The sequence below is a fragment of the Nocardioides sp. NPDC054178 genome (assembly GCF_055585005.1).
This window is the reverse complement of sequence record NZ_JBVJKY010000001.1, coordinates 699,462-720,724: the sequence shown is the minus strand read 5'-3', so window position 1 is coordinate 720,724 and position 21,263 is coordinate 699,462. Positions and strand designations below refer to the sequence as shown.

General features: G+C 70.3%; 25 protein-coding genes and 1 tRNA gene. 10 read left to right on the top strand and 16 right to left on the bottom strand.

All coding sequences use genetic code 11. From position 1 onward, the window contains the following. Positions 1–180 precede the first annotated feature (180 nt). Positions 181–1,407: an MFS transporter gene (locus ACZ6WN_RS03535; protein WP_465862735.1), complete on the top strand. Its 1,227-nt coding sequence runs from the start codon at positions 181–183 to the stop codon at positions 1,405–1,407. Here the strand turns inward: ACZ6WN_RS03535 and ACZ6WN_RS03530 are convergent. The 3 genes from ACZ6WN_RS03530 to ACZ6WN_RS03520 form a co-directional block, all read right to left on the bottom strand. Next, entirely contained in the window at positions 1,387–2,097 is a 711-nt protein-coding gene (locus ACZ6WN_RS03530; protein ID WP_465862734.1) for a maleylpyruvate isomerase family mycothiol-dependent enzyme, read from the bottom strand. The two genes, ACZ6WN_RS03535 and ACZ6WN_RS03530, sit on opposite strands and share 21 nt — an antisense overlap. A 10-nt stretch (positions 2,098–2,107) precedes the next feature. Continuing rightward, positions 2,108–2,986, bottom strand: a complete 879-nt coding sequence (locus tag ACZ6WN_RS03525; protein WP_465862732.1) for a phosphotransferase family protein — start codon at positions 2,984–2,986, stop codon at positions 2,108–2,110. Between the two features lie 74 nt (positions 2,987–3,060). Next, entirely contained in the window at positions 3,061–3,600 is a 540-nt protein-coding gene (locus ACZ6WN_RS03520; protein WP_465862730.1) for a CGNR zinc finger domain-containing protein, read from the bottom strand. Positions 3,601–3,664: 64 nt separating this feature from the next. Between ACZ6WN_RS03520 and ACZ6WN_RS03515 the strand changes: the two genes are divergently transcribed. Then, complete coding sequence (locus ACZ6WN_RS03515) at positions 3,665–4,852, top strand: MFS transporter (protein WP_465862729.1); 1,188 nt, start codon at positions 3,665–3,667, stop codon at positions 4,850–4,852. A gap of 11 nt (positions 4,853–4,863) precedes the next feature. On the opposite strand, the gene ACZ6WN_RS03510 is transcribed toward ACZ6WN_RS03515, so the two are convergent. The 5 genes from ACZ6WN_RS03510 to rplK form a co-directional block, all read right to left on the bottom strand. Next, complete coding sequence (locus ACZ6WN_RS03510) at positions 4,864–5,619, bottom strand: amino acid ABC transporter ATP-binding protein (protein WP_465862728.1); 756 nt, start codon at positions 5,617–5,619, stop codon at positions 4,864–4,866. Continuing rightward, positions 5,619–6,404, bottom strand: coding sequence for an amino acid ABC transporter permease (locus ACZ6WN_RS03505; RefSeq protein ID WP_465862726.1), 786 nt, complete (start codon positions 6,402–6,404; stop codon positions 5,619–5,621). Before ACZ6WN_RS03505 ends, ACZ6WN_RS03510 begins: the two co-directional genes overlap by 1 nt. A gap of 29 nt (positions 6,405–6,433) precedes the next feature. Beyond that, on the bottom strand, positions 6,434–7,225 hold the full coding sequence (locus ACZ6WN_RS03500) for an ABC transporter substrate-binding protein (RefSeq protein WP_465862724.1): 792 nt from the start codon (positions 7,223–7,225) through the stop codon (positions 6,434–6,436). Positions 7,226–7,416: 191 nt separating this feature from the next. Continuing rightward, positions 7,417–8,133, bottom strand: coding sequence for a 50S ribosomal protein L1 (gene rplA / locus ACZ6WN_RS03495; RefSeq protein WP_465862722.1), 717 nt, complete (start codon positions 8,131–8,133; stop codon positions 7,417–7,419). Between the two features lie 62 nt (positions 8,134–8,195). Continuing rightward, positions 8,196–8,624, bottom strand: coding sequence for a 50S ribosomal protein L11 (gene rplK / locus ACZ6WN_RS03490; RefSeq protein ID WP_160025595.1), 429 nt, complete (start codon positions 8,622–8,624; stop codon positions 8,196–8,198). A gap of 236 nt (positions 8,625–8,860) precedes the next feature. On the opposite strand from rplK, the gene ACZ6WN_RS03485 reads away from it, so the two are divergent. Continuing rightward, on the top strand, positions 8,861–10,033 hold the full coding sequence (locus ACZ6WN_RS03485; protein WP_465862720.1) for a lytic transglycosylase domain-containing protein: 1,173 nt from the start codon (positions 8,861–8,863) through the stop codon (positions 10,031–10,033). 149 nt (positions 10,034–10,182) lie between these two features. Here ACZ6WN_RS03485 and ACZ6WN_RS03480 read toward each other — a convergent pair whose 3' ends face one another. The 4 genes from ACZ6WN_RS03480 to ACZ6WN_RS03465 all read right to left on the bottom strand — a co-directional run bounded on the left by ACZ6WN_RS03480 (position 10,183) and on the right by ACZ6WN_RS03465 (position 12,262). Beyond that, positions 10,183–10,656 carry a hypothetical protein gene (locus tag ACZ6WN_RS03480; RefSeq protein WP_465862719.1) on the bottom strand — a complete coding sequence of 158 codons (474 nt, stop codon included), beginning with the start codon at positions 10,654–10,656 and terminating at the stop codon, positions 10,183–10,185. Between the two features lie 363 nt (positions 10,657–11,019). Beyond that, on the bottom strand, positions 11,020–11,835 hold the full coding sequence (gene nusG / locus ACZ6WN_RS03475; protein ID WP_465862717.1) for a transcription termination/antitermination protein NusG: 816 nt from the start codon (positions 11,833–11,835) through the stop codon (positions 11,020–11,022). Positions 11,836–11,897: 62 nt separating this feature from the next. After that, positions 11,898–12,143 carry a preprotein translocase subunit SecE gene (gene secE / locus ACZ6WN_RS03470; protein WP_465862715.1) on the bottom strand — a complete coding sequence of 82 codons (246 nt, stop codon included), beginning with the start codon at positions 12,141–12,143 and terminating at the stop codon, positions 11,898–11,900. Between the two features lie 46 nt (positions 12,144–12,189). Then, a tRNA-Trp gene (locus ACZ6WN_RS03465) sits at positions 12,190–12,262 on the bottom strand. A gap of 129 nt (positions 12,263–12,391) precedes the next feature. On the opposite strand from ACZ6WN_RS03465, the gene ACZ6WN_RS03460 reads away from it, so the two are divergent. Genes ACZ6WN_RS03460 through rlmC form a run of 5 tightly spaced genes read left to right on the top strand, consistent with a single transcriptional unit; the run spans position 12,392 to position 16,935 of the window. Next, on the top strand, positions 12,392–13,675 hold the full coding sequence (locus ACZ6WN_RS03460; RefSeq protein WP_465862713.1) for an aspartate aminotransferase type Ic: 1,284 nt from the start codon (positions 12,392–12,394) through the stop codon (positions 13,673–13,675). Further along, complete coding sequence (locus ACZ6WN_RS03455; RefSeq protein WP_465862711.1) at positions 13,672–14,736, top strand: adenosine deaminase; 1,065 nt, start codon at positions 13,672–13,674, stop codon at positions 14,734–14,736. The genes ACZ6WN_RS03460 and ACZ6WN_RS03455 overlap by 4 nt, the downstream gene beginning before the upstream one ends. Before the next feature lie 15 nt (positions 14,737–14,751). After that, positions 14,752–15,420, top strand: a complete 669-nt coding sequence (locus ACZ6WN_RS03450) for a DUF4190 domain-containing protein (protein WP_465862710.1) — start codon at positions 14,752–14,754, stop codon at positions 15,418–15,420. A gap of 3 nt (positions 15,421–15,423) precedes the next feature. Then, positions 15,424–15,819, top strand: a complete 396-nt coding sequence (locus ACZ6WN_RS03445) for a DUF4190 domain-containing protein (protein ID WP_465862708.1) — start codon at positions 15,424–15,426, stop codon at positions 15,817–15,819. Between the two features lie 3 nt (positions 15,820–15,822). Then, positions 15,823–16,935 (top strand): 23S rRNA (uracil(747)-C(5))-methyltransferase RlmC, encoded by a 1,113-nt coding sequence (gene rlmC / locus ACZ6WN_RS03440; protein WP_465862706.1) that lies wholly within the window; start codon positions 15,823–15,825, stop codon positions 16,933–16,935. A gap of 48 nt (positions 16,936–16,983) precedes the next feature. On the opposite strand, the gene ACZ6WN_RS03435 is transcribed toward rlmC, so the two are convergent. Next, positions 16,984–17,349, bottom strand: a complete 366-nt coding sequence (locus tag ACZ6WN_RS03435) for a DUF6223 family protein (protein WP_465862705.1) — start codon at positions 17,347–17,349, stop codon at positions 16,984–16,986. Between the two features lie 171 nt (positions 17,350–17,520). On the opposite strand from ACZ6WN_RS03435, the gene ACZ6WN_RS03430 reads away from it, so the two are divergent. Both ACZ6WN_RS03430 and ACZ6WN_RS03425 read left to right on the top strand, forming a co-directional pair. Next, complete coding sequence (locus ACZ6WN_RS03430; RefSeq protein ID WP_465862703.1) at positions 17,521–18,630, top strand: sensor histidine kinase; 1,110 nt, start codon at positions 17,521–17,523, stop codon at positions 18,628–18,630. After that, positions 18,627–19,298 carry a response regulator gene (locus tag ACZ6WN_RS03425; RefSeq protein ID WP_465862701.1) on the top strand — a complete coding sequence of 224 codons (672 nt, stop codon included), beginning with the start codon at positions 18,627–18,629 and terminating at the stop codon, positions 19,296–19,298. Before ACZ6WN_RS03430 ends, ACZ6WN_RS03425 begins: the two co-directional genes overlap by 4 nt. Here ACZ6WN_RS03425 and ACZ6WN_RS03420 read toward each other — a convergent pair. The 3 genes from ACZ6WN_RS03420 to ACZ6WN_RS03410 are packed head-to-tail and all read right to left on the bottom strand — an operon-like array spanning position 19,276 to position 21,096. Continuing rightward, the gene (locus ACZ6WN_RS03420) at positions 19,276–20,298 is read right to left on the bottom strand and encodes a UDP-N-acetylmuramate dehydrogenase (RefSeq protein WP_465862700.1); all 1,023 of its coding nucleotides are present in this window, start codon (positions 20,296–20,298) and stop codon (positions 19,276–19,278) included. The two genes, ACZ6WN_RS03425 and ACZ6WN_RS03420, sit on opposite strands and share 23 nt — an antisense overlap. Further along, positions 20,291–20,689, bottom strand: coding sequence for a MaoC/PaaZ C-terminal domain-containing protein (locus tag ACZ6WN_RS03415; RefSeq protein WP_465862699.1), 399 nt, complete (start codon positions 20,687–20,689; stop codon positions 20,291–20,293). Before ACZ6WN_RS03415 ends, ACZ6WN_RS03420 begins: the two co-directional genes overlap by 8 nt. Further along, positions 20,689–21,096 carry an FAS1-like dehydratase domain-containing protein gene (locus tag ACZ6WN_RS03410; protein ID WP_465862697.1) on the bottom strand — a complete coding sequence of 136 codons (408 nt, stop codon included), beginning with the start codon at positions 21,094–21,096 and terminating at the stop codon, positions 20,689–20,691. The genes ACZ6WN_RS03415 and ACZ6WN_RS03410 overlap by 1 nt, the downstream gene beginning before the upstream one ends. Between the last annotated feature and the right edge of the window lie 167 nt (positions 21,097–21,263).

The window sequence follows — 21,263 nt, the reverse complement described above, 5'->3', positions numbered from 1 at the left end:
CGCGGCCCCCCCCCGCCCCCCCGCCCCCCCCCCCCCCCCCCCGGCGGGCGCCCCGCCCCCCCCCCCCCCCCCGGCCCCCGCCCCCCCCCCCCCGGGGGGGGCCCCCCCCCCCGACCGGGGGGACGTCTCGGCTGGCGTATAAATAGTGAGCCTCGGTAACGAATCAGGCAGAGTAAAGGGGTGACGACGGAGACGACGACCGAGGAGTTCCGGTTCCGAGACATCGCGGTGGTGGCGTACGCACCCTCGATCGTCAGCTCCATGGGGCACGGTGCGGTGATGCCGGTCCTGGCACTTCGGGCCTCCGACCTGGGCGCGGACGCGTCCGTGGCTGCGTTCGTGGTCGCGCTGCTCGGGATCGGGTCGCTGGCGACCTCGTTGCCCGCCGGGTCGCTGGTGGCGCGGATCGGCGAGCGGCGGACGCTGATGGGTGCCGGGGTTCTCGACGCGGTCGCGATGACCGTGGCGTTCCTCAGCAGCTCGGTCGCCGTGCTCGCCATCGCCGTCTTCGTCAGCGGGATGAGCTGGACGGCGTTCCTGATCGCGCGGCAGGGCTTCCTCATCGACGCGACCCCGCTCTCCCACCGGGCGCGGGCGATGTCGCTGCTGGGCGGGTCGTTCCGGCTCGGGGTCTTCGTCGGGCCGCTGCTCGGCGCCGGGCTCATCCACCTCTTCGGTCTCCCCGTCGTCTTCCTGTTCGCGGCCGCGACGTCGCTGTGCTCGGCGGTGATCGGCGGCTGGATGCCCGAGCTGGGCCGGACCCGCTCGCACGAGCAGGGGCATCTGAGCGTACGCAGCGTGCTGTGGACCCACCGCCGGACCTTCGCCACCCTCGGGGTGGCGGTGGTGATCATCGGGATCTCGCGTTCCGTACGCACCGGGCTGCTCCCGCTCTGGGCCGACCACATCCACCTCGAGGCCTCGGTGGTCTCCCTGCTCTTCGCCGGGGCGGCTCTGGTCGACATCGCCCTCACCCTCCCCGGCGGGTGGCTGCTCGACCACCGCGGGCGCCAGGTCGTGGCGATCCCGGTGGTGGTCGCCGTCGGCCTCGGCTGTCTGCTGCTCCCGCTCACCCACGACGCGCTCAGCCTGGGCGCGGTGATGGCGCTCATCGCCATCGGCAACGGCCTCGGTTCGGGGATCGTGATGACGTTGGGCGCCGATGCCGCACCCGAGGACGGGCGCGCCCAGTTCCTCGGCGGGTGGCGGCTGTGCGGCGACCTCGGCGGCACCGGCGGACCGCTCCTGGTCTCAGGGCTGGCCGCGGTCTTCTCGATCGCCGCCGCCCCCGTCGCCCTCGGGATCTTCTCCCTCGCCGGGGCGGTCTGGGTCGGCTACTGGACCGGCCGCGCCGACCGTACGCGGTTGCAGTCCCGCCCAGCCCTGCTACGGGACGAGCGCACGTGAGAGTGCCTCGGCCAGGGCCGCCTCGTCACCGGTGACGGTCAGCTCGGCGAACCGGGGCGACGTCCGCCCCGACAGGAGCAGTGCCAGGTCACGAGCGGATCCGGTGACGGACACCTTCTGCACCGCGTTCGGTGCTCCGATCGCCCAGGACCGGTCGACATCGGTGGCGGTCAGCTCGATGCGGGTGACGACCTTTCGCGTCCGCTTCAGGGCGACCTGCCGCGGGTACATCACGGTCAGCACCTCGTCGACCGTGTCGGCCCACAGCTCCGGTGCCACCTCGGGAGCGGAGCGCCCGAGCGCAGCCCGGATGTCCCAGAGGTGGACCAGGGTCTCGTGCACCTGACGCCGGAACCAGAACGAGACCGGCCCGCGGCCGTCCTCGGTCAGCCCGTTGAGGATCCGGCCGGTCGCCTCCGGCCCCAGCGCCGCGAGCGTCTCGCGCAGCTCGGCGGCCTGGGTCTCATAGGCCGCGACCAGGTCCAACGGGACCGGCAGCGGCTCCTCGTCCTCGTCGCGCGCCATCGCCGCCGCCCAGTGGTGCACCCCGGCCAGATGGTCGGCCAGGTCGCCGACCGACCAGTCGTCGCAGGACGGCACCGGCACGTCCGGGTCGGCCTGCTTCAGCGCGGCCGCGAACTCGGTCTGCAGCTCACCGAGGGTCACGAGGTAGTCGTCAGGCGTGGGCACGTCGCAGACCCTACTGGCAGCGCGGCAGCACCGCCGCGAGTCTCTCCTCCAGGCGGACGAGCTCGGCCCGGTCGGTGAGGAACGACCGCCTGCCGGGAGGCGGCAGGAAGCCGACGACGTCCATCACGTCGAAGTAGGGCTGTGCCGGGCGGCCGGTCGTCGCGGCGTACGCATCGGCGAACCGGTCCGCCGTCTCCGTGCCGTGCACGATCGCCAGGTTGGTCGCGCAGTGCGCCACGTCCAGCCAGGCGGGCCCGATGGACGTCTCCACCCAGTCGACGACACCCGTGATCTCGTCGCGATCCCACAGCACGTTGCGCGGCTGGAAGTCGCGATGGATGAAGCAGGGGTCGTACGCCGGCGGCTCGGTGCGCAGCAGCGCGAACGCGTCCTCCCACAGACCCCCGTCTCCCACCCAGGCCGGGACGACGAACTTCGCCTCCCAGGCCCACGACTGGTAGCGGCGTACGTCGATCGTCGGCTCGATCGCGTGGATGCTCGCCAGCAGCTCCGCGAGCCGCGCGAGCGAGACGTCGTCGTCGCGGTGCGGCTCGATCGCGCCCGGGAGCAGCGTCATCAGGTGCGCCGGGTGGCCGCAACGCTCACCGGTGGCGTCGAGCGCGAGCGACCTGAGCGCCGGGACGTCCGTGGTCGCGAGCATCCGCTGGATCTCGCTCTCCCGGGTGGTCAGCGGCTCGCCATGGGTGCGCCACGGCTCGTTGGTCATCAGCCGGAGCACCACCGGGTCGTGCTCACCCGGCGTGAGCGCCAGCATGGTCGAGGTCCAGCCACCGGAGAGGCGGCGTACGTCACCGATCGGGTCAGCCAGCTCCTCCTCGACCCACGCGAGCGCCGCAGACCAGTCCACCGTCCCGAGATCAGCTCGCACGCCGCAACCCTAGTGAGGTGGTCCGGGACGTTCCTGCCCATCACCTCCCGGTAGACGGACCGAAACGTCCCGGACTAATTCTGGCGGGCCCGGTGAGCGGCCGCCTTCACCCGGCTCTGGCAGCGCGTGGAGCAGAAGCGGCGGCCGGCGTTCTTGGAGGTGTCCACGAAGACGCGGTCACAGGGATCGGCCTCGCAGACGCCCAGCCGGCCGGCGAGGTCCGAGCCGATCGCCAACGCGAGCCCGGCGGCGATCCCGGCGCCCCAGCCGACGACCAGGTCGGGCTCGCGTCCGTGGAAGTGCAGAGCCCACCCACCCCCGCGGGCCCGGTCGAGCTGCGGGACCGAGCCCATCTCCCGTAGGAGCGCGTTGACCGCGGTGGCGGCGGTGTCGAGGTCACGACGCGCCGCGGCTTCGAACACGACGCGCAGTGACTCGGCGAGGGTGACCATCCCGTCGGCGTCGGCCTCCTCGACCCGGGGCTGGTAGTCGGGACGGGCCAGCAGGTCGCGTACGACCGGTGCCCGTCTCCCCGGGGGCGGCGGCTCGACGGCGCGGGTGCCGTCGTGACCGGCGGTCAGCGCGTTGACGAGCCTGCAGGCTTGATCGGTCACCGTGTGCACGTGACTGTCGAAAAGTATTTGACCAGTCACCAACGTCGGATCTACCGTCCCACTCATGACCGTCATTCAATCATTGACCAGTCACCCGCGCACGAGATGGCCACGGTCTCTCGTCGCCCTGGTCATCGCCCGGGCGGTCAACCGGCTGGGTTCGTTCGCGATGGCCTTCATGGCGGTCGCGCTGGTCGAGGTGCACGGCGCCTCCCTCGCCACGGCCGGTGCCGTCGTGACGGCCTTCGGCCTCGCCACCATCCCTTCGCGGCTGCTCGGCGGGTGGATGGCCGACACGGTGGGCCGCCGGCCGACCATCGTCGCGGGGCTCCTCGCCTGCGCGGTGGCCCAGCTGGTCATCGCCGCGTCCCCCGGGATCGCCGGCGCGCTGATCGGCGCGACGCTGCTCGGGCTGGCGTACGAGATCTACGAGCCCGCCTCGCAGGCGCTGATCGCGGAGTCGGTCGAGGTCGAGCGGCGGCCGCAGGCGTACGGACTCCTCGGCGCCGCGATGGCTGTCGCCGGTGTGGCGGCAGGGGCCCTGGCCGCTCTTGTGGGCGGCATCGACCTGCGCCTGCTCTTCGTCGCCGACGCGCTCACCTGCCTGGGCGCCGCGGTTCTCGTCCTCGCTCTCGTGCGTGACACCACGGCGCGCGGCGGGCGTCAACCACGGTCCGGGCCGAGCCCCTGGCGTGACCGCCGGCTCCTGACGATGCTCGCGCTCGGCACCGGGTTCGCCACCGCCTGGATCCTGAGCACGATCGCTCTCCCGCTCACCGTCTCCGCCCGCGGGCACGACGCCGCGGCCACCGGCTGGCTGCTCGCGGTCGCCGCGCTGGTCACGATCGCCGGCCAGCGTCTGCTCCGCGGCGCCGCTTCCCGGCCGTTCACGCTCATCCGCGCAGGACTGGTCCTGATGGCTGTCGGCTTCGCCGTCATCGCGTACGCGGCACCGCTGCCGCTCCTCGCGGGCGGCTCGGCGATCGTGGCCCTCGGCGAGGTGCTTCTGCTGGGCCCACCGATCGCACTCGTGGCCGGCCTCGCGGCTGCGGACGGCTCGCGGGCGGGCTACCTGGCGGCGTACGGGACCTGTTGGGGGATCGCGCAGACGATCGGGCCGATGCTCGCCACCGGCCTGTTGTCGCACGGGGTCCCGACGGTCTGGCTCGCCGGTGCCGGCCTCTGCCTCGGCCTCGCAGCCGTCACCGCGCCCGTGGCGGCGGGCCGGATGCTCACCGAGACAGCTCGGTGAGCATCCGCGCCTCAGAGCACCCGGGAGAGGAACGCCTGGGTGCGCTCGTGCTGGGGGTTGCTGAGGACGTCGGCCGGGAGGCCCTCCTCGACGATCACGCCGCCGTCCATGAAGACGACCTTGTCGGCGACCTCGCGGGCGAAGCCCATCTCGTGGGTCACCACCATCATGGTCATGCCCTCGGCAGCCAGGTCCTTCATGACGGCCAGGACGTCGCCGACGAGCTCGGGGTCGAGCGCGGAGGTCGGCTCGTCGAAGAGCATCATGTCGGGGTTCATCGACAGCGCCCGCGCGATGGCGACGCGCTGCTGCTGGCCGCCGGAGAGGTGGGCAGGGTAGGCGTCGGCCTTGTCCGAGAGCCCGACCTTCTCCAGGTTGGCCCGAGCGATCTTCGTGGCCTCGGCCCGGCCGCGCTTGAGCACCTTCTCCTGAGCGACCGTCAGGTTGCGCAGCGCCGTCATGTGCGGGAACAGGTTGAACTGCTGGAAGACCATCCCGATCCGCGCCCGCAACGCGTCCACGTCAGCGTCTGGATCGGTGATCTCCTCACCCTCGACCAGGATCGTGCCGCTGGTCGGCTGCTCGAGGAGGTTCACGCAGCGCAGCAGCGTCGACTTGCCGGACCCGGAGGGCCCGACCACGCAGACGACCTCGCCCCGCCCGATGTGGAAGTCGATGCCCTTGAGCACCTCGTTGTCGCCGAAGTACTTGTGCAGGTTCTGTACGTCGATCGCGGCCGCGCCGCGATCAGAGATCGTCTGGGTCATCAGCGGGCCCTCCCCGACTTGGCTTCCATGCGGCGTACGACGATCGAGAGCGGCACCGTGATCAACAGGTAGCACAGCGCGATCGTGACCATCGGAGTCAGGTTGGCATTGGCGTTCATCGCCTCGCGACCGAAGGCGGTGAGCTCGTACTCGTCCAGCGACAACCCCAGGATGTAGACCAGCGAGGAGTCCTTGGTGAGCAGGATCAGCTCGTTGGTCAGCGGGGGAAGGATCACCCGGAACGCCTGCGGGAGCACGATCGTGACCATCGCCCGGCTGTGGGTCATGCCCAAGGTGCGGGCTGCCTCGTACTGACCCTTCGGAACCGCCTGGATGCCGGCCCGGATCGTCTCGGCCATGTAGGCACCGCCGACCAGACCGAGCGCCAGCGTCACGGTGCCGAGGTTGCCGCCCGGGAGCTGCTTGCCGAAGGCGAGCGAGTAGCCGAGGCCCAGCACCAGGAAGACGACCAGTGCCGGCAGCCCACGGAAGAGCTCGATGATGCCGGTCGAGATCCACCGGTAGGGACCGACGCTCGAGAGCCGCATCAGCGCCAGCACCAGACCGAGCGCGAGCCCGAAGGCGAAGCCGCACGCGGTGTAGATGATCGTGTTCTTGAGGGCGATCACGATGACGTCGGGGAACTGTGCCCGCGCGATGTCCAGGTCGAGGAACGCCCGCCTGATCTCGCCCCAGTCGGCGATCAGCGCGACGACGACGACCAGCGCGACCAGGATGGCGTACTGGATATAACGGATGAGCGCCGCGCGCTTGCGCGGCGACATCCGCTTCTTGGGAACTACTGCCGTGCCCGTCACTGGGCGGCAGCCTCCCCGAACCACTTCTTGTAGACCTCGTCGTAGGCGGCCTTGTCGTTGATGGCCTTGTTGAGCACGTCGAGGAGCTTGTCGTTGCCGTTCTTCTTGACCGAGAAGCCGTACGCCTCACCGGTCTGGAACTCGCTGGTGATCTCCGTGTCGGTGTTGTCCTTGACGAAGTCGTAGAGCAGGCCGTTGTCGTTGACGCCGGCGTCGGCCTTGCCGGACTTGACCGCCTGCATCATCAGCGCGGAGTCCTCGAGCGTGATGATCTTGGCGTCCTTGGGAGCGTTCTCCTTGACGTAGTCGGCGCCCGTGGTGGCCTCCTGGACCGCGATGGTCTTGCCGGCGAGGTCGTCGAGCGACGCGTAGCCGGCACCCTTCTTGGTCATCAGCGCCTGGGTCGCCTCGAAGTAGGGCTCGGTGAAGTCCATGACCTTCTCGCGCTCCTCGTTGATCGTCATCGCGCCGGCGGCGACGTCACACTTGCCGGAGTTGAGGGCCTCACCGGAGACGATGGTCTCCCAGCCGATGTTGACGACCTCGGTCTCGAGCTTCTCGGCATCGGCCGCGATCTTGAGCACGTCGATGTCGAAACCGACGACCTCGCCGCCCTCGTTGAACTCGAACGGCTTGTAGGGCAGGTGCGTGCAGATGGTCAGGGTGTCGGCCTTGACCAGCTTCGCACCCGACGTCGAGGTGCCACCTTCGTCGCCGCCACCGCAGGCGGCGAGCGCCAGTCCGAGGGCCGGAACGGTCAGGGCAGCAGCAAGCTTCCGCAGATTCATGCGCCGAACTCTACGACGCTTTATACGACAATGGCCCGCCACCCCTCGGGGTGGCGGGCCATCAGAGCGACATGAGGATCGCCTACTGCAGACCGCTGCGTGGATCTCGACCCGCTTAGCGGCTTCGCAAGCTCAGCCGCTGCGCTCGCTCGATCCCTTCGCGTTCTCCCGGCGCAAGCGCCGTGAGAGGCTCAGGCCTCGTCCTCACCAGCCACGTTCTTGATGCGGTTGGGGTCGACCTGGACACCGGGGCCCATGGTGGTCGAGACGGTGACCTTCTTCAGGTAGCGGCCCTTGGAGGAGGACGGCTTCAGACGAAGCACCTCCTCGAGAGCAGCGGCGTAGTTCTCAGCGAGCTGGGCCTCGGAGAAGGAGGCCTTGCCGATGATGAAGTGAAGGTTGGCGTGACGGTCGACCCGGAAGTCGATCTTGCCGCCCTTGATGTCGGTCACGGCCTTGGCCGGGTCCGGGGTGACGGTGCCGGTCTTCGGGTTCGGCATGAGGCCACGGGGGCCGAGCACGCGGCCGAGGCGGCCGACCTTGCCCATCATGTCGGGGGTCGCGACGACGGCGTCGAAGTCGAGCCAGCCACCGGAGACCTTCTCGATGAGGTCGTCGCCACCGACGACGTCCGCGCCGGCCTCGCGAGCGGCCTCGGCCTTGTCCGGAGCAGCGGCGAAGACGATGACGCGCATCGTCTTACCGGTGCCGTGGGGCAGGCTGACGGTGCCGCGCACCATCTGGTCGGCCTTACGGGGGTCGACGCCGAGACGCATGACGACGTCAACGGTCTCGTCGAACTTCTTCTTGCTGGTGGACTTGGCGATCTTGATCGCGGCCAGCGGGGCGTAGAGCTCGTTCTTGTCGAACGTCTCTTCCGCCGCGCGGTAGGTCTTGCTGCGCTGCATGGTGAATTCCTTAAGGGTTAAGAGGAGATGTGGTTAGCGAGCCAGCGCGGCTCTCCCACGTATCAGTCGGTGGTGACGCCCATGGAACGGGCGGTGCCCTCGACGATCTTCATCGCGGCGTCGATGTCTTCCGCGTTGAGGTCGGGCAGCTTGGTCGTCGCGATCTCGCGCACCTGGTCCTTGGTCAGCTTGCCGACCTTGTCCTTGTGCGGGACGGACGAGCCCTTCTTCAGGCCGGCGGCCTTCTTGATCAGCTCAGCGGCCGGCGGGGTCTTGGTGATGAAGGTGAACGAGCGGTCCTCGTAGATGGTGATCTCGACGGGGACGACGTTGCCGCGCATGGACTCGGTCTGGGCGTTGTACGCCTTGCAGAACTCCATGATGTTGACGCCGTGCGGACCGAGCGCGGTACCGACCGGCGGGGCCGGGGTCGCGGAGCCGGCCTGCAGCTGCACCTTGACGAGCGCTGCGATCTTCTTCTTCGGAGGCATTCTTGAGATCTCTTCCTTCTCGTGGTCATGACGAAGCCGCTGGTACGTTTCCGGCCTCTGCCACCTGCTGTGTTGCTCTCGCAACTGGTCAATTGTCCGTGATCCGTCCGGGTTCACGAAATCAGCGCGTGCGGCCCACTGAGCGAGACCCCCGAGTGACGGCCACCACTCCCCTTGGCATACTCCCCCAGGGATTTACAAAGGGAGATCAATTGTTCAATCGACGTCGCTTGTCCATGTTCGCCGCCCTCGTGCCGCTGGCCGCGCTCTCGGCCGCGTGGACCGCCGCCGCCACCGGCGCCGGGTTCGATCCGGTCCGACCCGTGACGCTGCCCGGCGGTGAGACCCTGGTGACGTCGGCGATCGAGCAGCCCGCAAGCGTCACCGAGCCCGCGCCCGCGCAAGGTGCCCGCAAAGGCGCCCGGACCGGGACGGTCGCCGTCGCGATGGCGCAGGGAAGCGGCATCCCGATGCCGGCCCTGGCCGCCTATCAGCGTGCGGCCGCCGTGGTCACCACCGCCGACCGCGCCTGCGCCCTCGACTGGACGCTGCTCGCCGCCGTCGGGATGGTCGAGTCCGACCACGGGCGCCTGAGGAGCAGCCGGCTCGACGACTCGGGCAAGGCGTCCCCTGCGATCTACGGCCCCGCGCTGACAACTCCCGCGGGCGACCCTTCCCCCGATACCGACGGAGGCTCCGTCGACAAGCTCACCAGCGGCGACCGAGCCGTGGGACCGATGCAGTTCATCCCCTCGACCTGGCCGTTGGTGGCCGTCGACGGCGACGGCGACGGCGTCCGCGACCCGCAGGACATCGACGACGCCGCCCTCGCGGCCGCCGTCTACCTCTGCTCCGGCGACGAGGACGTCTCCACCGATGCCGGGAAGCAGGCAGCGCTCACCCGCTACAACCGCAGCGAGGCGTACGTCTCCACCGTCCTGAAGATCGCCAAGGGCTACGCCGACAGCCCCTACGGCAGTGACGACATCGAGCTCGCCGCCGCTCCCGCGCACACCGAGGCGAGCCCCGGTCGTCCGGGGCCGAACGCGGCGAAGAAGGCCGACAAGAAGCCGGCGGCGAAGAAGCCCCACACCGCCGCACCGAAGCCGAGCGCCGGCGCCAAACCCACGAGCAAGCCGAGCTCGACCCCCTCGACCGCCCCGAGCCCCAGCCCCACCCCGACCGACGACGGCAGCTGGGCCTCGATCTCCGAGCGCCGTGGCATCTGTGCCACCGAGCTGTCCTCCCGCTTCCCCGATCTCGCCGCCGGCTGGGACACCAACCGTGCCGTCGACTCCTGCAGCATCCGGCTGCTCGGCAAGACCGTCACCCAGGCCAACGCAGCCGTTCCGGGAGTCGTCACCGACATCACCGGGTACGTCGAGTGGCTGATCAAGACGCTGCCGTAGCCCTGACCGTTGGTCGAGCGCCGGCCCGTTACCGCCTGAAACTTCCCTGCATGTGCACGGTTGTCGCACCGTCTCCCCAGGGCGAGGCCGGGATTTCCACGCACATGAACGGAACTGGCCGGCCCTGGCCGAGGTAGGTCTGCCGGAGATCAGGCTCCTTGACAGGCGGCCAACGCATCCTCGGCCTTCGTCACCGCGCCCTCAGCTGCGTCGAGCTTCTCCTCGGCAGCCGCCACCGCGGCCTCCGCCTTCGCCGCCTCGGCGGTGAGTTCGGCAGCCTTCGCGGTGAGGTCCGCAGACTTCGCCATGATGTCCGCGAACGCAGCAGCATCCTCAGCGCTGGTGCCCATGCTCGCGGCGTCGGCCTCTTCGCCGACCTTGTCGGCCTCTGCCCCCGCCTTCTCCGCTGCGGCCGACGCCTTGGCGAGCGCTGCTTCCACGGTCTCGACCTCGGCCTGCAGCGGCGCGACCGCCGCCTCTGCCGTCTTGACCGCCGCTTCCTCCACCGGGCATGAGGCTGCGCCCGGCTCCGATCCACCGCACGCGGCAAGAAGGGGCATGGCGACAGCGGCGAACGAGGCCGCGATCCGAGTCCTGATGGGCAGGTTCATCGTGGGGCTCACTTTCAATCCTGCGGTGTCCCGGGCAACGGAATGCTAAGCGGCATCCACCTGCGCCGCATCGGCAATTCAGACGGCCGACGCCGCCGTCCCCGACGTCGTCACCGGCATCTCCGCGTACGTCGAGTGGTTGATCAAGACGCTGCCGCAGACGTCCCTCCCGCCGAGTCGGCGCGTTATGACGAGCCGACTCGGCGGGGTATGAAAATTGCCGGACGCCCCGGTGTACTACACCGGGGCGTCCGTTGTGATGTGGCTTCTCGGGCTGGGTCTCGACCCGCTTCGCGGCTTCGCAAGCTCAGCCGCTGCGCTCGCTCGACCTCTTCGCGTTGCGACCCTGCTCGCTTCGCTCGCAGGGTCGCAGGCTCAGACCTTCTCGATCTGGTTGAACGAGAGCTCGACGGGGGTCTCGCGACCGAAGATCTCGACGAGCGCCTTGACGCGCTGGGACTCGGCGTTGAGCTCGGTGATGGTCGCGTGGAGCGTGGCGAAGGGGCCGTCGACGACGGTGACCGAGTCGCCCTCGGCGAAGTCGACGACCTCGACGGGCTTCTTGGCGGTGCCGGTGGCGCCGGAGCTGGCGGTCGCGGCCTCACCGGCGGCGGCAGCCTCGGCCTCGGCCTGGGCGACGACGGCGGGGGCGAGCATGTTCTCGACCTCGGTCATCGACAGCGGCACCGGCTGGTGGCTGTGGCCGACGAAACCGGTGACCGACGGGGTGTGGCGTACGGCCGCCCAGGACTCGTCGGTGAGGTCCATCCGGACCAGCACGTAACCCGGGAGAACGGTGCGCTTGACCATCTTGCGCTGGCCGTTCTTGATCTCCGGGACCTCCTCGGTGGGGACCACGATCTCGTGGATGTAGTCCTCCATGTTGAGGGAGACGATGCGGTTCTCCAGGTTGGACTTCACCCGGTTCTCCATGCCGGAGTAGGTGTGGATCACGAACCAGTCACCCGGCTTCGCCCACAGCTCACGGCGGAACGCCTCGAGCGGGTCGTCGTCAGCAGCCTCGGGGGCCTCGCCCTCGACGATCTCGTCGAACGAAGCCTCGTCCTCGCCGGCGGCACCGGACTCGTCGGACTCCTCGGACTCGTCGAGCTCAGCCTCTGCAGGCACGTCGGAGGCGGCCTCGGCCGTCTCGAGGACCTCGGTCTCCTCGGTGTAGTCCTGCTCAGACACGTCCTGCTCCAAACCGTTGATTGTGTGTATCGGGTGTGTTCCGCGGGCCGGGGCCCACGCGATCACGCGTCGCGGCCGCCGAACACCCAGAACATCAACTTGCCGAACCCGAGGTCAAGGCCCGCGGTGATCGCCATCATGACCAGGACGAAGACCAGAACCACGATGAAGTACGTCGTGAGCTGCTGCTGCGTCGGCCAGACGACCTTGCGGAGCTCGGCCACGACCTGGCGGTAGAACGTCGGGATACTGGTGCGCTTCTCCGCCTTCTTGTCGTTCGGAGTCGGGACTGCCTTGCTGTCCGTCACGCCGCCACCTTCTCTCGAAAACGTATCCATCGCTGGTCCGGCTTTGCAGGGCACGAGGGACTTGAACCCCCAACCTTCGGTTTTGGAGACCGATGCTCTGCCAGTTGAGCTAGTGCCCTACGGAGGTCTGCATCAGACGCGCGGTTGAGGGCGCGGCTAACCATGTGGGAAGACCACCAACGGTGAGTCTACGCACGGGGCAATGGCCCTTCCAAAACCGGGGTGCCTTGACCCATAGGATTGCTGACATGACCTCAGATCCCCGTCCCCTCGCCGAGCTCTCGCGCGAGGAACTCGAAGCGTTCGCAACGGAGCAGCGCACGGCGTACGACACCTTGGTGGCCAAGGGCCTGAAGCTGGACCTGACCCGGGGCAAGCCCTCCGCGGACCAGCTCAACCTCTCCGACGGCCTGCTCCATCTCCCCAAGACGACGACCGCCCCGGACGGCACCGACACGCGCAACTACGGTGGTCTGGCGGGCGGCATCGAGATCCGCGAGATCTACGCCGAGCTCCTCGGCCTGGGCACCGACCAGCTCATCGCCGGCGGCAACTCCAGCCTCACGATGATGCGCGACACGCTGATGTACCTGTGGCTTCACGGTGGCGTCGACAGCGAGCGCCCGTGGGGCCGCGAGGAGACGGTGAGGTTCGTCTGCCCGGTGCCGGGCTACGACCGCCACTTCACGCTCCTGGAGTGGTTCGGCATCGAGATGCTGACCGTGCCGATGCACGCCGACGGCCCCGACGCCGACGCCGTCGCGGCCCTGGTCAAGGACGACCCGACGATCAAGGGCATGTGGCTGGTCCCGACCTACGCCAACCCGACCGGTGACACCACCTCGCAGGAGATCGCCGCGCGGCTCACCTCGATGCCGACCGCGGCTCCGGACTTCAAGATCTTCTGGGACAACGCCTACGCGCTGCACCACCTGACGCCGGAGGAGACCAAGACCGCCGACGTCGTCTCGCTGGCCAACGCGGCCGGCAACCCCCACCGTCCGCTGGTCTTCGCCTCGACCTCCAAGGTCACCTACGCCGGCGCCGGTGTCGGCTTCTTCGGGGGCTCGAAGGAGAACGTCGCCTGGTGGCTCGACCACCTGAGCAACGGCGCCATCGGCCCCGACAAGGTCAACCACCTGCGGCACGCGGAGTTCTTCGGCTCGGCGGCCGGCGTACGCGAGCACATGGCCAAGCACCGCGAACTGCTCGCGCCGCGGTTCGCGGCCGTCGAGGACGCGCTCACCGACGAGCTCGGCTCGCTCGGCGTCGCGACCTGGACCAAGCCCGCCGGCGGCTACTTCGTCAGCCTCGACGTGCTCCCGGGCACCGCGACCCGGGTGATCGAGCTGGCCAAGGGTGCCGGCGTCGCGCTGACCCCGGCCGGATCGGCGTTCCCCGGCAAGCACGACCCGGAGGACACCAACATCCGGCTCGCGCCGTCCTTCCCGCCGTTGGAGCAGGTCAGCGGGGCCATGGAGGTCGTCACGGTGTGCGTGAAGCTGGCCGCTGCGGAGAAGCTGCTCGCGTGACTTCTGTGCCCATCGCTGCTGACCGACGCGACCTACGTACGCTGCCGAAGGCGCATCTGCACCTGCACTTCACGGGTGCGATGCGCCACGAGACCCTGCTCGAGCTGGCCGCCCGCGACGGGATCCGGCTGCCCGAGCAGCTGGTCGCGGACTGGCCGCCGACGCTGAGCGCGGCCGACGAGAAGGGCTGGTTCAGGTTCCAGCGTCTCTACGACGTGGCGCGCTCGGTGCTGCGCACCGAGGCGGACATCCGGCGGCTCGTCATGGAGGTCGCCGAGGACGACGTACGCGACGGTGGCAGGTGGCTCGAGATCCAGGTCGACCCGTCGGGCTATGCGGCGAAGTTCGGCGGGATCACGGCCTTCACGGATCTGGTCCTGGACGCCGTCCGCGACGCGGAGCGGGAGACCGGGCTCGGCATGGCGGTGATCATCGCCTCCAACCGCACCCGGCACCCGATGGACGCGCGCACGCTGGCGCGCCTGGCGGGGCAGTACGTCGACCAGGGTGTGGTCGGCTTCGGGCTCTCCAACGACGAGCGGCGCGGACGGACCGAGGAGTTCGACCACGCCTTCCAGATCGCCGAGCGGGCCGGTCTGCGGCTGATGCCGCACGGCGGTGAGCTGCGCGGTCCCGAGCACATCCGCACCGTGCTGCGGTCGCTGCACGCGACCCGGCTGGGTCACGGCGTGCGCGCTGCCGAGGACCCGGCGCTGCTCGAGGAGATCGTGCGGGCGGGCGTCGCACTGGAGGTCTGCCCGACCTCCAACGTGTCGCTCGGCGTCTACTCGGACCTGACGTCGGTGCCGCTGCCGCAGCTGCTCGAGGCGGGTGCCACGGTGGCGCTGGGGGCCGATGACCCACTGCTGTTCGGGTCCCGGCTGGCGGCGCAGTACGCCACGATGCGGGCCGCTCACGAGCTCACCGACGAGACCCTCGCCGACCTGGCGCGGATGTCGATCACCGCCTCGACCGCGCCCGAGTCGACCAAGAAGGGTCTGCTCGCCGAGGTCGACGACTGGCTGAGCACGCCCTCGCACCCCACGGATCCGGCAAGTTAAGACAGAATGTCGGCCATGACGAACCCGTCCGACGATCAGCCCGATCCCAACCAGCCGGCCGACGCCTCCACGCCGCCTCCGCCGACCCCGTCCGAGCCGGCGCAGAACGACGAGACCCAGGTGGCGACTCCGCCTGCCTCGACGCCGCCCGCGCCGACCCAGCCGATGTACGGCCAGACCTACGGCGAGCAGCCGAACCCGTACGGCGGGGCGACCTTCGACCAGAAGCCGCCGGTCCCGCCGGCTCCGGCCGCGGGGTACGGACAGACGCCTCCGGCCTACGGCGGTCAGCCGGGCTACGGCGCCCAGCCGAGCTACGGCCAGGCGCCCTACGGTGCTCCGGCCGCATACTCGGGTCAGGTGGGCAGGCCGGACTCGGGCGCGACCACGGCGATGGTGCTGGGCATCATCGGGCTCGCGGGTGGCTTCTTCTGCGGTCTCCCGATCGTGCTCTCCCCGTTCGCCCTGTTCATGGGTCTGTCCGCGAAGAAGCGGATCGATGCGGCCGCAGGCGCCCTGACCGGCCGTGGCAACGCGCAGGCCGGCTTCATCCTCGGCATCATCGGCACCGCCCTGATGATCCTGAGCATCCTCGCCATCGTCGTCATCATCATCATCGGCGTCAGCGGCGGGTTCGACTCAGGCTATGACAGCGGCTACGACTCGTACGACAGCGAGTTCTGAGCGATGACGAGCACGCCGCCCCCGCCGGGATATCAGCCGGCGCCCTATGGGTACCCGCAGCCTCCTCATCCCGAGGCCAACTCGGCGATGGTCTTCGGGATCGTCGGGCTGTGCCTCTCGATCATGTGCGGTGGGATCGGCGTCTTCGTCGCCCCGTTCGGCTGGATCAAGGGCAGGCGGGTGATGGCCGAGATCGACGCCAACCCGGCTGCCTACAGCGGGCGCGGCAACGCTCAGGCCGGCTTCATCACCGGCATCATCGGGACGATCTTCGGGGCGCTCTACCTGCTCTTCTGGGTCGCCTACGTCATCTTCGTCATCGTGATGCTCGTCGTCGTCTCCGAGGACACCAGCACCACGACGTTCGACAGCGTCAACGCGATGCTTGGCCGTATCTGACGGATGGACTGCGGCTACTTCACCTCCGGCGCCTGCCGCTCCTGCCGCTGGCTGGAGATGGCGTACGCCGACCAGCTCGCGCAGAAGCAGCGGCGCGTCGCCGAGGCTCTCGGGGACGTACGTTGGGAGGAACCGGTCTCCAGCCCGGAGGCCGGTTTCCGCAACAAGGCGAAGATGGTCGTCGCCGGCTCGGTGGAGGCGCCGACGCTGGGGATCCTGTCGCACGACGGTCTCGGCGTGGACCTGCTCGCCTGCGGGCTGCACACGCCGGGGCTGCAGGCGGCGCTGCCGGTCCTGTCCCGGTTCGTCACGACCGCACGGCTGACCCCCTACTCGGTGCCGGAGCGGCGCGGTGAGCTCAAGCACGTGATCGTCACCGAGGCGCCCGGCGGGGAGCTGATGGTGCGCTGGGTGCTGCGCTCGACCGAGGCGCTGTCCCGGCTGCGCAAGCATCTTCCGTCGCTGCTCGACTCGCTGCCGGTCGCGGTGGCGTCGGTGAACATCCAGCCGGAGCACAAGGCCGTCATCGAGGGCCCCGAGGAGATCTTCCTGACCGCCCGCGAGGCGCTCACCATGGAGGTCAACGGGATCGGCCTTCGGCTGCGGCCCCACTCGTTCTTCCAGACCAACACCGATGTCGCGGCCGCCCTCTACCGCCACGCCCGCGACCTGGTCTCCGCGGCGTCGCCGAGGTCGGTGTGGGACCTCTACTGCGGCGTCGGCGGCTTCGGGTTGCACGTGGCCGCGCCCGGGCGGGAGGTGCTCGGTGTCGAGTCCAGCGAGCAGGCAGTCGAAGCCGCCGCCTCGACCGCGGCCGAGCTGGGCCTGCCGGGCACGAGCTGGGTGGCCGGGGATGCGACGGCGTACGCCCTCGCTGCCGGCTCCGCCCCCGACCTGGTCATCGTCAACCCGCCGCGGCGCGGGATCGGTTCCGCGCTCTCCGGCTGGCTGGAGCAGTCGGGGGTCGAGCACGTCGTCTACTCCTCGTGCAACGTCGACACCCTCGCCCGCGACCTGCGCGACATGCCCTCGCTCCGCCCCGTCTCAGCGCGGCTGCTCGACATGTTCCCCAACACCGACCACCACGAGGTACTCGTCTCCCTGAGGCGCCGATAACCCGCCGAGTCGGCGCGTCATGACGAGCCGACTCGGCGGGGGTTTCGGTCAAGACGCGCCGACTCGGCGGGATCGGGTCAGGGTCAGGGTGCCCAGGGCCAGGGCGGCGAGGCCGAGGACGATCGCCAGGCCACCGCCGACCACGCCGTTGCCGGTGCCCGGTCCGCCGTCGGCGACGACGAGGTTGACGACGCCGACGACCAGGGCGATCGCGCCGCAGCCGAGCGCCACGAGAGCGCCGTTGCGGCCACGGTTGCCGACACCGCGTACGGCACGGGTCAGCGCCGCGGCGCCGGCCACCGCACCGGCCAGGCCGACGAACGCGGCGAGCGTCGCCCAGAGCCGGGCGGTGGTGAGTGTGTAGGTGCCTACGTCAGGGTCGGCGGCGCTGATGAGCAGGTCGTTCAGGGACATCGAGGACTCCTTCGTTCGAGTTCGACCGGATGACTCGATCGTCTCGTCGGCGGCCGGCGGAGTCGTCCTGCCTGCGTGGACTCTTCGGCGCCGCCGCTACTGCGTACGTGGTAGCCGGAGGTCCTACGACAGTGGGACTCGCCGGCGGCGCAGCGGGCATATCCTGCTCGCATGGTCAGGCGGCGGATCACAGTCGGGGACTGGGTCATCGCCGTCGGTGTGGCCGTGGCCCAGCTGGCTGCTGCGCTGAGCGGCGGACAGCCGGGATCCGGCAACGTCGTGCTCGGGTACGCCGCGCTGGTCGCGAGCGCTCTGGTCCTGGTCGTCCGGCGCCGGGCGCCCGTCGCCGTGCTGGTGGTCAGCGGCGCATGCGGGCTGGCCTTTCAGGCACTCGGGTTCGACGTCGCGGTGATCGCGTTCCTGGTCGCGGTCTACGCGGCGGTGCGGGAAGGCCATCGGCTGGTCACGGTGATCGCCGCGGTGGTGATGCAGAGCGGGCTGTTCCTGGTGGCCTACGCCGCCACGGGTGACGTCGGCGCCGCCTCCGAGCAGGCGCGCGGGGCCCTCGAGATCGCCTGGCTGATCGCGGCAGGCGCCGCCGGCGAGGCGCTCCGGCAGGCCGAGCGGCGGGCCGACGAGGCCGAACGCACGCGCGAGGCCGCGGCCCAGCGCCGGGCCGACGACGAGCGGCTCCACATCGCCCGCGAGCTGCACGACTCCCTCACCCATCAGATCTCGGTCATCAAGGTGCAGTCCGAGGCGGCCGTCCATGTGGCCCAGCGGCGCGGCGAGGAGGTCCCCGAGCCGCTGCTGGCGATCCGGGAGGCCGGACGTGAGGCGGCCCGCGAGCTGCGCGCGACGCTGACGGCGCTGCGCGACGACGATCCGAACCCACCACGGGGGCTCGAGGACGTACGCGACCTGGTGGGGTCCGCCGGGTCCACCGGGCTCGACGTCACGCTGACCGTCGACGGCCAGCCCGGCGCGGTGCCGGTCGCGGTGGGCCGCACGGCCTACCGGATCGTCCAGGAGGCGCTGACCAACGTGACCCGCCACGCCGCGGCCACCAGCGCGGCGGTCCACATCGACCACCGGCCCGACTCCCTCGGGATCCGCGTCGAGGACAACGGCACCGGTGCCCCGGCCACGACCGTGCCCGGCATCGGCCTGCTCGGGATGCGGGAGCGGGTCTGCGCCCTCGGCGGCCAGCTGCGGGCCCAACCCCGCGAGGAGGGTGGTTTCATGGTCGAGGCGCGGCTGCCGGTGGAGCGTACGTCGTGATCCGGGTGCTCCTGGTCGACGACCAGCCGCTCATCCGCAGCGGTTTCCGGGCCCTCCTCGACATCGAGGACGACATCGAGGTGGTCGCCGAGGCCGCCGACGGCATCGAGGCGGTGGCGCTCGCCCGCCAGCACCTGCCCGACGTGGCGATGGTCGACATCCAGATGCCGGTGGCCGACGGTCTCGAGGCGACCCGGCGGATCGCCGCCGACCCGGCGCTGGGTGACGTACACGTGGTGATCCTGACCAACTACGGCATGGACGAGTACGTCCTCGAGGCCCTGCGTGCCGGCGCTGCCGGGTTCCTCGTCAAGGACGTCCAGCCGGAGGACTTCGTGCACGCGGTGCGGGTCGCCGCCCGAGGCGACGCGCTGCTGGCGCCGTCGGTCACCCGCGCGCTGATCGACCACTACGTCAGCCAGCCCTCCCCCGCCGACGCTCCCCGCGGGCTCGCCGAGCTCACCAACCGGGAGCGCGAGGCGGTCGCCCTGGTCGCCCGGGGCCTGACCAACGACCAGGTCGCCGAGGCCATGGTGATCAGCGTGCTGACCGCCAAGACCCACATCAACCGCGCGATGACCAAGCTGCACGCGCGCGACCGCGCGCAGCTCGTCGTCGTGGCGTACGAGGCGGGGCTGGTCTCGCCTAGAGCTCCACGCCGAGCATGACGGGCTCGTTGACGAGCACGATCCCGTACGCCTTCTCCACCCCGTCACGCACCTCTCGGGCCAGGGCGAGCAGGTCGGCGGTCGTGCCCTCGCCGCGGTTGGTGAGGGCGAGGGTGTGCTTCGTGGAGAGCGAGACCTTCGAGTTGCCGTGGCCCTTCTTGAAGCCGGCGTGGTCGATGAGCCAGGCCGCGGAGGTCTTCACCGTGCCGTCGGGCTGGGGGTAGGCCGGCGCACCGTCGGGCACGTCCTCGGGGGCGACCACGGGGTTGGTGAAGAACGAGCCCGCCGACCAGGTGTCGTGGTCGGCCTCGTCGATGACCATGCCCTTGCTGCGGCGCAGCGCCAGGACGGCCTCGCGGATCTGCGTGGACGGCACCCGGGTGCCCTGCTCGACGCCGAGGGCGCCGGCGAGCTGGGCGTAGGCGATCGGGGAGCCGGTCTCGCCGTCGGTGCCGAGCCGGAAGGTGACCTCGAGGACCACGTAGCGCCCGGGGTCGGCCTTGAACCGCGACCACCGGTAGCCGAACCCGCACTCCTCGGCGGTGAAGCTCCGCACCTCGCGAAGCTCGCGGTCGAGCACCCTGACCGAGGTGATGGTCTGGGAGACGTCCTGGCCGTACGCCCCGACGTTCTGGATCGGGGTCGCACCCACGCTGCCGGGGATGCCGGAGAGCGCCTCGACACCGCTCCAGCCCTTGTCGACGGCGGTCGTCACGAAGTCGTCCCAGGTCTCGCCCGCAGCCACGGTGACGAGTACGCCACCCTCGACCGGCTCCGCCGTCACCCCCGTGGTCGCGAGCTTGATGACGGTGCCCGGGAAGCCGGCGTCGGCGACGACGAGGTTGCTGCCGCCACCGAGGACGAGCACGTCGTTCCCGGCCGCGTCGGCCGCGGTCACGGCCTCGATGATCTCCGCCTCGGTGGTCGCGGTGACGAACTCCGCCGCCGGGCCGCCGAGATGGAAGGTGGTGTAGCGGGAGAGCAGCTCAGATTCAGACACGTACGGAGACCTTCGGCATGCCCAGCACCTTCTGGTCGCCGGAGACGACCGTCAAGGCGATCGTCGCCAGGCCGTCCTCGACCGACTTCACGGTGCCGCTGACCGTCACCGAGGTGCCTTGGTCGTCATCGGGCACGACGACGGGGTTGGTGAACTTGGCACCGAAGTCGACGACCTCGGCCCCGTCGGTCCACTCCGAGACCGCTCGGGCGACCAGCGCCATCGTGAACATGCCATGGGCGATCACCCCGGGCAGGCCGACGGCGGTGGCGATCCGGTCGGACCAGTGGATCGGGTTGAAGTCGCCGCTCGCGCCGGCGTAGCGCACCAGCGAGGCCCGGGTCACGGGGTAGGTCTTCGGGGCCAGCTCGGCGCCTGCTTCGAGCGTCATCAGGCGACCTCCGCCGCTCGGTGGACCAGGGTGGCCGAGGTGGTGCACACGACCGCCCCGGAGTCGTCGGTGATCTCCGAGACCGTACCGATGATGTCGTTGCCGCCGATCTGTCGCAGCGAGGCGACGCTCAGGGTCGCGACCAGCACGTCCCCCGGCGCGATCGGCCTGGCGTAGGAGAACTTCTGCTCGCCGTGCACGATCCGCGAGAGCTCGACCTCGACGTCGTCGAGGAAGGCGTTCATCGCGTCGAAGGCGAGCACGATCGGGAACGTCGCCGGAACCGGGTCCCCGCTCTCCCAGCCCACGCCGGTGGCGGCGGCGAACTCCCGCACCTTCTCGTCGGTGACCCGATAGGGCCTGGTCGGAGGAAACGCGCGCCCTACGAGCGACCCATCAACTGCCATGCGGACAACTCTAGTGGCCTGCCGAGAAGTCACCCACGTCGGCCGAGGCGTCACGTACGTCGGGCGCGGGGGGGGGGCGGGGGCCCCCCCGGCGCCGGGGGGGGAGGCCCCCCCCACCCGGGGGGGGCCCGCGCGCGCCCCCGGGGGGAGCACCCAACCCCCCACCG

Excerpts from the sequence above, each read along its gene's own strand:
- ACZ6WN_RS03410 (WP_465862697.1), bottom strand. The coding sequence starts at position 21,096 with ATGGCAGTTGATGGGTCGCTCGTAGGGCGCGCGTTTCCTCCGACCAGG.
- ACZ6WN_RS03435 (WP_465862705.1), bottom strand. The coding sequence starts at position 17,349 with ATGTCCCTGAACGACCTGCTCATCAGCGCCGCCGACCCTGACGTAGGC.
- ACZ6WN_RS03505 (WP_465862726.1), bottom strand. The coding sequence starts at position 6,404 with ATGTCGCCGCGCAAGCGCGCGGCGCTCATCCGTTATATCCAGTACGCC.
- ACZ6WN_RS03415 (WP_465862699.1), bottom strand. The coding sequence starts at position 20,689 with ATGACGCTCGAAGCAGGCGCCGAGCTGGCCCCGAAGACCTACCCCGTG.
- ACZ6WN_RS03510 (WP_465862728.1), bottom strand. The coding sequence starts at position 5,619 with ATGACCCAGACGATCTCTGATCGCGGCGCGGCCGCGATCGACGTACAG.
- ACZ6WN_RS03445 (WP_465862708.1), top strand. The coding sequence starts at position 15,424 with ATGACGAGCACGCCGCCCCCGCCGGGATATCAGCCGGCGCCCTATGGG.
- rplA (WP_465862722.1), bottom strand. The coding sequence starts at position 8,133 with ATGCAGCGCAGCAAGACCTACCGCGCGGCGGAAGAGACGTTCGACAAG.
- rplK (WP_160025595.1), bottom strand. The coding sequence starts at position 8,624 with ATGCCTCCGAAGAAGAAGATCGCAGCGCTCGTCAAGGTGCAGCTGCAG.
- ACZ6WN_RS03460 (WP_465862713.1), top strand. The coding sequence starts at position 12,392 with ATGACCTCAGATCCCCGTCCCCTCGCCGAGCTCTCGCGCGAGGAACTC.
- ACZ6WN_RS03515 (WP_465862729.1), top strand. The coding sequence starts at position 3,665 with ATGACCGTCATTCAATCATTGACCAGTCACCCGCGCACGAGATGGCCA.
- ACZ6WN_RS03430 (WP_465862703.1), top strand. The coding sequence starts at position 17,521 with ATGGTCAGGCGGCGGATCACAGTCGGGGACTGGGTCATCGCCGTCGGT.
- ACZ6WN_RS03500 (WP_465862724.1), bottom strand. The coding sequence starts at position 7,225 with ATGAATCTGCGGAAGCTTGCTGCTGCCCTGACCGTTCCGGCCCTCGGA.
- ACZ6WN_RS03450 (WP_465862710.1), top strand. The coding sequence starts at position 14,752 with ATGACGAACCCGTCCGACGATCAGCCCGATCCCAACCAGCCGGCCGAC.
- ACZ6WN_RS03485 (WP_465862720.1), top strand. The coding sequence starts at position 8,861 with ATGTTCGCCGCCCTCGTGCCGCTGGCCGCGCTCTCGGCCGCGTGGACC.
- rlmC (WP_465862706.1), top strand. The coding sequence starts at position 15,823 with ATGGACTGCGGCTACTTCACCTCCGGCGCCTGCCGCTCCTGCCGCTGG.